The sequence below is a fragment of the Vibrio sp. STUT-A16 genome, from assembly GCF_026000495.1.
Taxonomy (GTDB): Bacteria; Pseudomonadota; Gammaproteobacteria; order Enterobacterales; family Vibrionaceae; genus Vibrio; species Vibrio diabolicus.
This window is the reverse complement of the sequence record NZ_AP026765.1, coordinates 420,207-432,211: the sequence shown is the minus strand read 5'-3', so window position 1 is coordinate 432,211 and position 12,005 is coordinate 420,207. Positions and strand designations below refer to the sequence as shown.

At 43.8% G+C, this 12,005-nt stretch carries 11 protein-coding genes; all 11 read right to left on the bottom strand.

Features of this window, described 5'->3' with window-relative positions:
- Positions 1–1,470 (bottom strand): ribonuclease G, encoded by a 1,470-nt coding sequence (gene rng / locus OO778_RS02020; RefSeq protein WP_005381138.1) that lies wholly within the window; start codon positions 1,468–1,470, stop codon positions 1–3.
- An 18-nt stretch (positions 1,471–1,488) separates the two neighbouring features.
- A complete protein-coding gene (locus tag OO778_RS02015) occupies positions 1,489–2,058 on the bottom strand; it encodes a Maf family protein (RefSeq protein WP_104974768.1) in 570 nt (189 codons plus the stop codon).
- A 4-nt stretch (positions 2,059–2,062) separates the two neighbouring features.
- Complete coding sequence (mreD, locus tag OO778_RS02010; RefSeq protein WP_012841380.1) at positions 2,063–2,551, bottom strand: rod shape-determining protein MreD; 489 nt, start codon at positions 2,549–2,551, stop codon at positions 2,063–2,065.
- The gene (mreC, locus tag OO778_RS02005) at positions 2,541–3,440 is read right to left on the bottom strand and encodes a rod shape-determining protein MreC (RefSeq protein ID WP_005396268.1); all 900 of its coding nucleotides are present in this window, start codon (positions 3,438–3,440) and stop codon (positions 2,541–2,543) included. The genes mreD and mreC overlap by 11 nt, the downstream gene beginning before the upstream one ends.
- A 150-nt stretch (positions 3,441–3,590) precedes the next feature.
- Positions 3,591–4,634, bottom strand: a complete 1,044-nt coding sequence (locus OO778_RS02000; RefSeq protein WP_005381144.1) for a rod shape-determining protein — start codon at positions 4,632–4,634, stop codon at positions 3,591–3,593.
- Positions 4,635–4,785: 151 nt separating this feature from the next.
- Positions 4,786–9,402 (bottom strand): DUF6701 domain-containing protein, encoded by a 4,617-nt coding sequence (locus OO778_RS01995; RefSeq protein ID WP_264910649.1) that lies wholly within the window; start codon positions 9,400–9,402, stop codon positions 4,786–4,788.
- Between the two features lie 4 nt (positions 9,403–9,406).
- Complete coding sequence (locus OO778_RS01990) at positions 9,407–9,841, bottom strand: MSHA biogenesis protein MshP (protein WP_213871926.1); 435 nt, start codon at positions 9,839–9,841, stop codon at positions 9,407–9,409.
- The gene (locus OO778_RS01985) at positions 9,831–10,541 is read right to left on the bottom strand and encodes a prepilin-type N-terminal cleavage/methylation domain-containing protein (protein WP_264910648.1); all 711 of its coding nucleotides are present in this window, start codon (positions 10,539–10,541) and stop codon (positions 9,831–9,833) included. The genes OO778_RS01990 and OO778_RS01985 overlap by 11 nt, the downstream gene beginning before the upstream one ends.
- On the bottom strand, positions 10,541–11,122 hold the full coding sequence (locus tag OO778_RS01980) for a type II secretion system protein (RefSeq protein WP_264910647.1): 582 nt from the start codon (positions 11,120–11,122) through the stop codon (positions 10,541–10,543). The genes OO778_RS01985 and OO778_RS01980 overlap by 1 nt, the downstream gene beginning before the upstream one ends.
- Complete coding sequence (locus OO778_RS01975; protein WP_264910646.1) at positions 11,119–11,607, bottom strand: type II secretion system protein; 489 nt, start codon at positions 11,605–11,607, stop codon at positions 11,119–11,121. The genes OO778_RS01980 and OO778_RS01975 overlap by 4 nt, the downstream gene beginning before the upstream one ends.
- Before the next feature lie 115 nt (positions 11,608–11,722).
- Entirely contained in the window at positions 11,723–11,956 is a 234-nt protein-coding gene (locus tag OO778_RS01970; RefSeq protein ID WP_005388453.1) for an MSHA biogenesis protein MshA, read from the bottom strand.
- Positions 11,957–12,005 lie beyond the last annotated feature (49 nt).

Sequence of the window (12,005 nt, the reverse complement as noted above, 5' to 3'; positions counted from 1 at the left end):
TTACATCATTACGACGTCAAACTGTTCCTGAATGTACAGGGGCTCAGCCTGAACTCGCACTTGCTTGCCAATAAATACTTCGAGCTCAGCCAATGCATGAGACTCATCACCCAACAGCGCTTCAGCAACAAACGGCGATGCGTACACAACAAAATTATCGGCGTCGTAAGCACGGTTTACACGAGTAATCTCGCGTAATATCTCAAAGCACACAGTTTCAACCGTTTTCACGCTACCACGGCCCTCACAAGTAGGACAGCCAGAACACAAGATATGTTCAATACTTTCTCGTGTGCGCTTACGCGTCATCTCGACTAAGCCGAGCTGAGTAAAGCCGTTGATGTTGGTTTTTACTCGGTCTTTAGCCAGTGCGGTTTCCAATGAGGTGAGCACTCGCTGACGGTGCTCTTCAGACGCCATATCGATAAAGTCGATAATGATGATGCCGCCGAGATTGCGCAAACGCAGCTGACGAGCAATAGCTTGCGTTGCCTCAATGTTGGTATTAAAGATAGTCTCTTCGAGATTACGACGACCAACAAATGCACCAGTGTTGATGTCGATAGTTGTCATAGCTTCAGTTTGATCAATGATCAAATAGCCACCCGACTTTAGCTCCACCTTGCGCTCTAAAGAACGCTGAATTTCATTCTCGGTGTCGTACATGTCAAAGATTGGCTTGTCACCTTCGTAAAGCTCAAGCTTGTCTGTTAGCTCAGGTACATACTCAGAAGTGAATTCTTTCAGGTTTTCATATTCGAGGCGGGAGTCGACCATGATTTTATCGAGCTCTGTGCCGACAAAATCACGTAGAATGCGCTGGGCTAAACCAAGTTCACCGTAAAGCGTTGAACGCGTTTTGTATTTTGAACGACGCTCCATGACTTTTAGCCACAAGCGCTTAAGAAATGCCGCGTCTTGAGAAAGCTCTTTTTCATCTGCGCCTTCCGCTGCGGTACGAATGATAAAACCACCGTGCTCATCACAGTAATGGTTCACCACTTTTTTCAGACGCTCGCGCTCTTTCTCACTCTCAATACGCTGCGAGACACCAACATGGCTGGCCCCCGGCATAAAGACAAGATAACGTGAAGGTAAGGTGATATCCGTCGTTAAACGCGCGCCTTTCGTGCCGAGCGGATCTTTGACCACTTGTACAACAATGTCTTGTCCCTGACGTACCAGCTCAGAGATATCACGGACTTGAAACTGCTGTTTTTCGTTCTCTGCCACACATTCGGTATGCGGGACAATATCTGACGCATGTAAAAACGCCGCTTTATCTAAACCGATATCGACGAAAGCCGCTTGCATACCTGGCAGTACTCGGCTGACTTTGCCTTTGTATATATTGCCCACAATGCCGCGACGCGATTCGCGCTCGATATGTATTTCTTGTAGTACTCCACCTTCAATCATGGCCACACGAGTTTCACTCGGGGTCACGTTAAGCAGCAATTCTGCACTCATGTGCACACCTCAAAACAATTATAAAAATTCTTGAATTAGCTGATCGGTTTCGAACAAAGGTAAGCCTACTACAGCGTGATAACTGCCTTCGATTCGGGTGACAAATCGCCCTCCGAGTCCCTGAATACCATAACTTCCAGCTTTATCGCATGGCTCTCCTGACTGCCAATATTGTTCGATTTCTTCGTGAGTCAGTTGTTTGAACCACACGTCAGTGGTGACGACCACTGAATGTTGTTGTTCCGATGATACGACGCTCACCGCAGTCATCACTTGATGACGACGACCGGATAAGTCAGTAAGCATACGCTTTGAATCTTCAAAACTTTTGGGTTTTTCTAGCACACGTTCATCGCATACTACGACCGTATCAGAGCCCAATACAACGGAATCAGGCTTAGCTAATGCTAAGCCTGCCTGAGCTTTTTCCAAAGAAAGACGCAGCACGTACTCTCGTGCCTGCTCATGAGCCTGTTTAGCTTCCTCAATATCAGGCAATACGATCTCAAAATCATAACCTAGTTGAGCAAGCAGCTCTTTTCTTCTCGGAGAACCCGAAGCGAGAACGAGAGATAAGCTTTTCTTCACCGCTTTACCTTACGTGCCATGCACGACGAACTCGTCGCATTAATAAAAACATCCATGGCCAAAGTATACAGTTTATTGCTGCCGTCCACAGAGATAATGGATTAAATACTACGTCCTGGTTCAAATATTCCCCACAGAATATCAAAACTTCCAATAACGCAGTAAAAAAGGCAATTAAAATCGACTGTTGCCACAATGCCATGTTACGAATCAACAGGAAATTCAACGCCACCAGATAGATGACAATCGACATCATCATGCCGCGAATTCCAAGCGTTGAGCCGATCAAGATATCCCATAATAAACCCAGCACTAGCGCGGTTCCAACGTTCACTCGGTGCGGCAGTGCCAACACCCAATAACACGTGACAAGGAACAACCATGATGGACGTAAAACATCTAACACACCTGGCCACGGAATGGTTTGCAATACCAGCGCAACGAAGAAACTGACACCAATCACCATTCGGCTGCTCACTACATTATTGGCCATCAGTTACCTCTTGTTCTTCTTGCTCTAGCCCTTCATCCACATTGGATCGCAGCACTTTGTGTTGACGATCTTCATTCGGCCAAATCAGCAGTAGGTAACGTAAGCGATCAAACTCTACAACTGGCTCAGCCTTGATTGACGCAAACTCTTGGCGCGTATCGTGATCCACATTGGTAACCGTCGCGACTGGGTACCCTTCTGGGTAAATCCCACCTAGGCCGGATGTCACCAATAGATCGCCAACCTGAATATCAGTACTGGTTGGAATGTGCTCCAGTTGGATTTCATCCATTTCACCATTGCCCGACGCGATCACTCGAATATCGTTACGGATCACCTGGACAGGAATCGCATTTTTCGCATCCGTTAGCAACAGAACACGTGCGTTGTGCGCTGCGACAAACGTGACCTGACCAACAATGCCTTTTTCGTTGATCACTGGCTGTCCGACGTATACACCGTCTATTTGTCCTTTATCAATCACCACTTGATGACGATAAGGTGAGGTATCAACCGCCATCACTTCAGTTACGACTTTCTTTTCATCCCGGACAAATGAAGAGCCTAACAATTTGCGTAGACGTTGGTTTTCTTCTTTATATTGATCGAGCAAGATCAGCTCGCTTTTCAGGCGTAGCACTTCTCGCTTTAAGTTGCGATTGCCTTCAACTAATGCCTGACGAGTATTAAAACGTTCAAATACGCCATCGAACATGCTGCGAGGCAAATTGGCTGCGTATTGAATGGGCGCAACCATACTGTTCAATAAGTATCGGACGTTGGAAAACGTATCTAGACGACTATCAGCCAGCATTAAGCTCGCCGACACGATGACAGCAAAAAACAGACGTAATTGCAGAGACGGACCTCTGCCAAAAATCGGTTTCATCTTGTTTTTGACCTGATTGCTTCCATGATTATTGAGCCTTACTTGGCAACCTAAAAATACTTAAATAAATACTTTTAGGTATGGAGCATGTTTGAATTACAGAGAGAGCAGAAATGAAGGTGAAGCCCGACATGAGCTTCACCTAAACCTTTATTCTTCAGAGAACAGATCGCCACCGTGCATGTCGATCATTTCTAGTGCTTTACCGCCACCACGCGCAACACACGTTAGTGGATCTTCCGCGATAACCACAGGGATACCGGTTTCTTCCATTAATAGACGATCGAGATCTTTCAGTAGCGCGCCACCACCAGTCAGAACCATGCCGTTTTCAGAAATGTCTGAAGCAAGCTCTGGTGGACACTGCTCTAGTGCAACCATGACTGCTGAGACGATGCCAGATAGCGGCTCTTGAAGCGCTTCTAAGATCTCGTTTGAGTTCAAGCTAAAGCTGCGTGGTACACCCTCTGCAAGGTTACGACCGCGAACTTCAATCTCTTGAACTTCATCGCCAGGGTAAGCAGAACCGATTTCGTGTTTGATCTTTTCAGCCGTGGCTTCACCAATCAAGCTGCCGTAGTTACGACGTACGTAGTTAATTACCGCTTCATCAAAGCGGTCACCACCGATACGTACAGACGATGAGTAAACCACACCGTTTAGAGAGATAACAGCAACTTCAGTTGTACCACCACCGATATCAACCACCATTGAACCAGTCGGCTCAGACACGCGCAGGCCAGCACCGATTGCTGCCGCCATTGGCTCGTCGATTAGGTAAACTTCACGCGCGCCAGCACCGAGAGCTGATTCACGAATTGCGCGACGCTCAACTTGGGTAGAACCACAAGGAACACAAACAAGAACACGTGGGCTTGGCTTTAGGATGCTGTTGTCATGCACTTGTTTGATAAAGTGCTGAAGCATTTTTTCGGTTACGTAGAAATCAGCGATTACGCCGTCTTTCATTGGGCGGATAGCGGAAATGTTGCCAGGTGTACGACCAAGCATCTGTTTTGCTGCGTGACCGACTGCAGCAACGCTTTTTGCAGAACCTACACGATCTTGACGAATAGCAACTACAGAAGGTTCATCAAGGACAATACCTTGCCCTTTTACGTAAATTAGAGTGTTGGCTGTACCTAAATCGATAGATAGATCGTTAGAAAACATGCCACGAAGTTTCTTAAACATACTCTTCGCTCATCCTGCAAAAATATAGAAGACAAAAATTGCTCTAAATGTACCAATGCCTCGCTGTCACAGCAAGGTATTGGTACACAAACATGAGCAGAAAGCCTCAATTTCTTGCAGTTTCCTAACTTAAGGCCAAAAACCTAAGTTGTTACTGTCCGGTTAACCCAGGCTCACCACGGTAAATCACACGGTCATTACCACGATGAATACCGAAGGTTACTACGGATGATGGGTTTTCTTCGGAGCCATCATTGTCCCAGTCGTATTTGAGCCAAGGTAAGCCATTTTTTGAATCATCAAGATCTAACCAAACGCGCGTTTGCTGACGAACTTCATTATCACAACCTTGTACAGCGGTTAAACGCTCTCTATTTGCATTTGGTAATATGCCCCCGGTAACTTTAGCACTGGATGTTTCAATGTCTGCTGAATCAAGAACTTGAATATTGATATCACAGGCAGTAACACCATCTGGACTGCTCCAAATCAGTTTATCATCGCCTTGTTCTACAGCAGAAACGGCCGTTCGGTTGTCCTTAGAATTGACAACAAATCGGTTCTTATTCCAGTACTCAACTTTAAGAGGAATGCTGAGTGTATCCCCTTGTCTTCCGCCAATATCATCTAAAACCATACGCCCATACCTAACATCAGGTTGAGATAACAGTTGTTGCTCTACGGTACGAGATTGTTTGCCATCATTACCTTCTGTCAGAAATAGAGTTGGGTCAATATGTGCTGTCTTCGTACTCGCTGTCTTATTAAGAGACAACGCAATTGATGACTCAGTAGAACTATCTGTTGATACTTTGGAGTTAAATGGACCATCTAAATTAGCAGCTTTGCTCCAATCAACAGAATTAACCCAGGTTTTACTCCAAATCGCACCAGACCAGTTTTTACTCGTTAGATCAGAGTCCAAGATACTCAGTCGGTCAGAAAAGCTTCCAGCTAAATGCAAGTCTGCTTTCAAAGAATCGGCAAAACTACCATAGTTCTGCGTAGCATACCCATCAGCGTTATATGCGGTGACTTCAAACTTAACTGACGCAAAGTTTTGCCCCATATAAACAGAGTCATTCTGATTATCAGGATAAGTCCACTCGGTTCCTGTTACTTTAAAATAATCAGGATAGAAGCGACCAATTGTTGACTTGCCATCTGCAATTTTAAAAGCTTTGCTGCCAAGATACAGAGATGTCCCAATATCATCGCCATTTTCATCTTTAGCAACTGGTGCCTCAGCAATAAGCTCGAAAACACCGACTTCTGAAACCGATTGGTCAAACTTCACATTACCGCCAGACCATTTACTTGATTCTGGTAATCTCTCATTCAGAAGTTTGGCTAATGAACCATTAGACGGGTACTTCACTTTATTACTAACCGTAATAGTCTTCTCTTGATAGTTCTCAGCAACTGAACCGTCATCCTGCAGCGCAGAAATAGTTAGTTCAAAAACTTCACCAGCAGCAACAAACCCCGAAGAACAGCCATTTTCACTGTTGGTGCACTCTCCGCTCTTATCACCACTCTTTGCAGTTACTTTCAGTTTTGAAGGAAAACTAACGAAGCTGCCGAATCCATCCGAGTCATCAACGCCTTCAACACTGGCTTTAAGTTTGACCTTTCCAGCTTCAGCGTATCTCAACTTAAAGAATGCCTTGCCTTCATCATCAAAATAAACATTAGGCAGGTATTTATTAGCCTTGGTTAGCTCGACATCTGAACTCCATTCCACAGCCTGATCTTTCACTTTTTTCTTGTAAGAAATCACGACAGGTTGAGAGCTATCGACCGGTGCTATTTCATATGCAATAGACATATTAACACCACGAGACTCACCTTGCTCTTCCGTACGAGTTGAACAAAATGATAGGTAATTATCAGCAGCAGTTTCTCGACTAGCCACAACATCAGCAACATTTACAGCAAGAACACTTTGAGCAAAGGTGACAATACAGTTATCAACTGATAATGGACCACCATTTTTACGGCAACGTGCTCCATCAAAACCAAACTGTGGCACAGAGCTTTGAGCCACACCTAAAGTCACTTCTCCTGCTCTTGAGCCCTGTAAACTAAGTTGTGTCTCATTTTTAAACTGAATGTTTGTACCACCGACCCAGTTGGCAACATTGTTCCCTGCAGATGGAAGTAGAGTAACGGATAGTGGCTTTAAAGAACCCTCATCATATGCATCACTAGGATACTGTTCAGAACAACTTTCATTCATACACGCCCTAAGCGTTACATCAGAAGCCTGACAAGTACTACCGGAACCAGAGTAATCAAACTCAAAGTGGTGAATACCATTAGTGATTTTCTGATATTTATCGGCACAAACTTGGAAGTTATCAATCGCATGCGTGTTCGTGTCATAACCCGTTGAAGCCGTTACCGATAAGCGGAAATTTTCTGGGATATAGTTAAACCCACCTTCCGTTAATAAATCAAACTCCTCAATAACAGGCTCCCCCCAGTCTTCACTATCACCCACCTTTCTCCACACAGATAGGGTAATAGAACCAGAATCTCGAGAGTTTAAAACCACTTTATAACGATGTCGTTGATCTCTTCGGTTATCCAAAAAGCCAGTGTACTTTTTCTCTTTAATAAACGGATAACCTTTTAGCCATTTACCTTGGCTGTCTTGAGCACCGGCACCACGCACCACTACGTTGTCTGCAACAGCATTTCGTGTGACTTGTTCACCGCCTTCTCGTCTGAAATTACCATACTCATCAATACCAATCCCCAGCCAGCCACCAGCGAAACCTTCCGTATCCTCAGTCACATCCGAATGTGGATAATCCTTAAGCTTCATACCGTAACCAAGCGGACCGCCAAACGCCCCCGTTTTAGGAGGAACACTCGCGTCAGAAATCACTAATGCAACCCCATCAGCACCATTACCGCCGTAGGCATAGTGATCAAACTCGACTTCTAAATAATTTTGATCTGACGGGAACACATAATTGTACGCGGAGGCTGTGGCCTGATATTGCTTATTTGAGTTTAAAATGAAACGTTGGTCAGACACGACAGGGGAATCACTAACATTACCCTCGCTGTCTTTAAAGCCCATAACCGACCAGTTTGACAGTGAGCCTGAATTGAAATTTTCTTCTGGCAATAGTGTACATTGCTGAGGCTGAGGCGGAAGCCAACATGATCCTGGATATTTAGGCTTTTCAATTTTTGTTGACTCACGCATATCCAGTCTAAGGCTCGTAACCGCACCATAGATATACTCACTGGTATCAAGCATGATGCTTTTAGCTAAAATAAAGCCTTTGAATACCTGTCCTGAATCCGTTTTAAAATGGAAGCTCGCTTCAGGACCATAAATAACAGGCAAAATAAGTTCGTCTTTAACAGTGCGATAATCAAAATGCGCGTCTTCTAATTTAAAATCTGCTGAGTTAACAGGGCCAACAGGCTGATTTATGCCTACAACATTAAATTTCACATTACTGCCGAAAATAAGTTTCGGGTTTGAACCTTTATTTCTAAACGTTTTTACCGTTAGTTCGGCATTGTCACTGAAGTAAAGGGATAGATCATAGCCAGAGTCATAAACAAACTCTTCAATGGTTCGTTGTCCATCCAACTGCAGCTCTACCGTCTTATTTGTATTATAGCCATTAATATCCAGGCTCTTCAGGTCACGTTTCAGGCGAATAACAACCTTGCCATTAGTCTCACTGAACGAACACGCATCAGAGCCTGACGAGCACACTTTTTCATAGAAGTTCGCATCAGTGTCTTGCATGCGAATCACTAGATCGCGACCGGAATTAAAAGACTCTGTTATAGGCGTAGGTTTGTTCGCTTTGCGTGTTTCAACAAGACCGTCACCACCTCCTGGCTCGGCATCGTCCGGTAAACATCCCATATTATCGTCACAAACCTTTGAATTTGAGTTCTGATAAAGTTGCCAAGCTTGCCCCCCAGAATCAAAACCTATTCTTAGTGTTTGCCAACTTTGGCCATTGGTTTCTTGAGTGTACCTATTTTGGCTATCCGCAAGGTACTCAGGGGACCAGCCTAACACTCTCACTGCCGAGTTAGTCACGATGAGTTCGCTCTCAGCCTGCTTCCACCCTTGAATTGGCTCAGGAAACGATTTACAAACATTGTCAGGTACTGAAAACTCTGGTTCTGGATTGGGCTCTGGTCTCGAAGAAGGTTGACAGTTTAAATCGAATAAGTCTTCATCTTGTTCGAAAAACACATCAGAGCTGTTCGACAGATCATCAAACTCAACTCTACTTTCGATTCCTGGTTTAAGAAGTGTTGTTCCATCATATAAAAAGTAAGACAAGTTTACGGTATAACTATTCCCGCTCTTTTCGATATCATTAAATTCAATACGAATGGTATAAACTGTATCCCCATCTAAATGGTCTTCGTCTTCATTAAAAATACCATCGACATCGTCATTGGCAGACCATAAACGGTATAAAACACTTTTACTATTGCCATTGCCATTAACATTGCCATTGCCATTGCCATTGCCATTGCCATTAACATTACCTTCTTTTTTTAGATAAATAACATCCTCTTTAAGTTCTATTGTGTTGTCTTTTTTCCCTCGAACATAAAATTTGATGTCATCAGTATCGCAGTCATCGCAATACTTAGCTTCAATAGCAAATGAATCTTTGAGTTTTACACGACACGACTCAGTCTCATCCCAATCGTCAGCATGAGAAAAAAACGGCATAGTTATCAAAGCAAACATTAAGACTATCTTGTTCATTGTTCTACTCCCTAACCCAAACTTCTTGCTGACGCTGCACTTGAGACAGCCCTGAACCACAAATGGCGGTTGCTTGCACTCTAAATAAAGACTGTGCCTCTGAGGTTCCCTCATTCAGAACCCCCAACTTTAAACAACTCATCTTATTAATCCTACATGCCGTATTCTGTATAACATTAGGGGTTGCACCGCTGACCTCATTCAAACAAATATCTGCGATATCAGGGTCATCATCGTTAAGCGGGTACAACTGTGTCAGTGCCCATTCGTTGGCAGATTGAGCAACAAACCAAGCTTTTGTGCCTAAGAACTCCCGGGTTAGTCCACTTTGATTTGACCAACTTATTCTCATAAGAGAGGCGGCTAAATAACCCATCACAATAATGACAAAAAGCACCACGATGAGAACATTACCTTGCTGATTTCGTTTACGGAACATTGAGCACCTGCACGTCTTGCTGATACACACTACGCTCCCCATCCTGTAAAAACTCTAAGTTAATATGTACTAGTCCACCACGTTGTAGAGTTGGCTCAACATAACGCATGTAACTCGCTGATGTATCAATACTATCCGTGACAATGACATTATTACGAAGTACTTGACCGTTATCGAAGCAATAACGGACTTCAGAACTGGGTTGGTATATGTAATGACGACCCGAGACCGATGTCGCACCTATCGTACTGGCAGCACCACTGACGACAAATGCTTCTTTCGCTTTGGTTAAACCACTAATATCAATACTTTGGGAAGATGACTGAAGGTCCGCATAGCGGCTAGGGTTAATCACCATGCGATTCTTCTCTGGAATGGACTCAAGATCAGGATCATTACCGACTAAAAATTCAATATCGTTCGCCGTAAATACATAAAAGCCAGAATATTCAATGGGTACAAACTCCAAACAATTGCTTGTCCCAACTGGCTCATGAAAACTATTTGGCACGGCATGGCGAATTTCACGGGACATTTTCTCGATCACAAACTGTGCTTCTGTTTGTATTCGCTGGCGGTCAATGCTGTCTGCGTACCCTTTTATCCCTAGTTTAATATAACCGGCAATACCCAACATGATGATACTACCTATAACTATCGTAACGACCATCTCAATTAAAGTGAAACCACGATCTTTCATCAGTAGTTCCCCTTAAGAGCTGTTAAAGTAAGGGGCTGCGTGTTCCCTGCAAAAATCCTTAATGTTACTTTTTTGTATTCGGTTATTTCATCGGGAGCTTTATCCGTCAGATCATCATAGGCAACGCTAATTTCTAATCTAAAGTTTTTGTACTGCTCAGTACTGTCCGCACCAAGTACATCACTGATATTCCCTCTAGGGATACCATCACACTGAGAAGCCGTTGTAGATGTGCTCCAACACCCGATATAGTCATCGACATCATTGAAATCACTAGGCGTTGTTTCCAAGGAACCGTCTAGTTTTTTATCCGCACCTAATTTATTTACGTCAGTGCAGCTCACTCCATTCTCACCACACCGAACGGTGCCACCATCAAAGTCGCTGTTTTCATCGAAGCCTCGCGCCAATATCTGAGACATAAAGCTTTGAGCTAAAGCTGAGGCACGGGTTTGATAATGGGGATTGGCTGAATCTCGAATCTGAGGAACAAGAAAAGAGGTGAATGCCACCATCGCAATGCCCATCAATACGATAGCGATGATCATTTCAATTAAGGTCATGCCGCGAGCTTTTCTCATGAGCACAATCCTTTTGAAACATAGCCTTGGCTGTTGATATCAACCTCACAACGACTGCCACCATTCTTATTCTCGATGAGTATAGATACACCGCTACTTGCTGAATTCAGGGGATTTCCGAGTAAGCTAAAGTCAATGGGGCTTTCAACATCGCCTTTAATGGAGAACTGAGCAGAATCATCAGCGACAAAATCGCTACGAGAATCTCGCTGACTATCTCCAAGCGCACAGGCGGCCACTGAGCCAATACATGAGCTTGAAACTTGTAGACGAAAATTGTCATCCGAGCCATCAATATTCGACTGCATACGATTCACCTGCACTTGGCGAATAACAGAGATCACGCGTTCTTGTAATGCATATGCAGAGAAATTGCCAGAGCCCATAAAACGGCTGGCTGCAAAAAGTGAAAGGATAGAGAGGAGAACAATCACGAGGATTAACTCCATTAACGTGAACCCTAATGCAGAGCTGCGAATTTTCATAACCCAACCTTAGGCTTAGAACAAGCGAAATAAGTATACGATGAAATTATGAGATTAATGATAGGTTTATAATTTTTCGATTCGAAATGTGAACAGACGAACAAATAACCAATATCTAGTTATTTTGCCCTTTTGAACGGCCAATCTCTTCTTCTATTCGATCGTAAGTTTCTTTATTGCTTAACGTTTCAGAAACATGCTCAGCGGTTTGCTTGGTTTGCTCCCACTTTGCTTCGTAAGTTTCTGGCTCAAAGCTGATAAATCTTGGTAATACCACATAACCGATCACACCTAAGATAATCAGCACAACGACAAACTCAATTGCACTAAGACCCGATGATTTACGCATATGTACTATTCCGAGATTCATAAAAATAAAGAGGTAAAGGCCAGACTAG

What these genes read in the sequence shown, in the direction of transcription:
- OO778_RS01995 (WP_264910649.1), bottom strand. Translation starts at nt 9,402, where the DNA reads ATGAACAAGATAGTCTTAATGTTTGCTTTGATAACTATGCCGTTTTTT.
- OO778_RS01985 (WP_264910648.1), bottom strand. Translation starts at nt 10,541, where the DNA reads ATGAAAGATCGTGGTTTCACTTTAATTGAGATGGTCGTTACGATAGTT.
- OO778_RS02000 (WP_005381144.1), bottom strand. Translation starts at nt 4,634, where the DNA reads ATGTTTAAGAAACTTCGTGGCATGTTTTCTAACGATCTATCTATCGAT.
- OO778_RS01990 (WP_213871926.1), bottom strand. Translation starts at nt 9,841, where the DNA reads ATGTTCCGTAAACGAAATCAGCAAGGTAATGTTCTCATCGTGGTGCTT.
- OO778_RS01980 (WP_264910647.1), bottom strand. Translation starts at nt 11,122, where the DNA reads ATGAGAAAAGCTCGCGGCATGACCTTAATTGAAATGATCATCGCTATC.
- mreD (WP_012841380.1), bottom strand. Translation starts at nt 2,551, where the DNA reads ATGGCCAATAATGTAGTGAGCAGCCGAATGGTGATTGGTGTCAGTTTC.
- OO778_RS01975 (WP_264910646.1), bottom strand. Translation starts at nt 11,607, where the DNA reads ATGAAAATTCGCAGCTCTGCATTAGGGTTCACGTTAATGGAGTTAATC.
- mreC (WP_005396268.1), bottom strand. Translation starts at nt 3,440, where the DNA reads ATGAAACCGATTTTTGGCAGAGGTCCGTCTCTGCAATTACGTCTGTTT.
- OO778_RS01970 (WP_005388453.1), bottom strand. Translation starts at nt 11,956, where the DNA reads ATGCGTAAATCATCGGGTCTTAGTGCAATTGAGTTTGTCGTTGTGCTG.
- rng (WP_005381138.1), bottom strand. Translation starts at nt 1,470, where the DNA reads ATGAGTGCAGAATTGCTGCTTAACGTGACCCCGAGTGAAACTCGTGTG.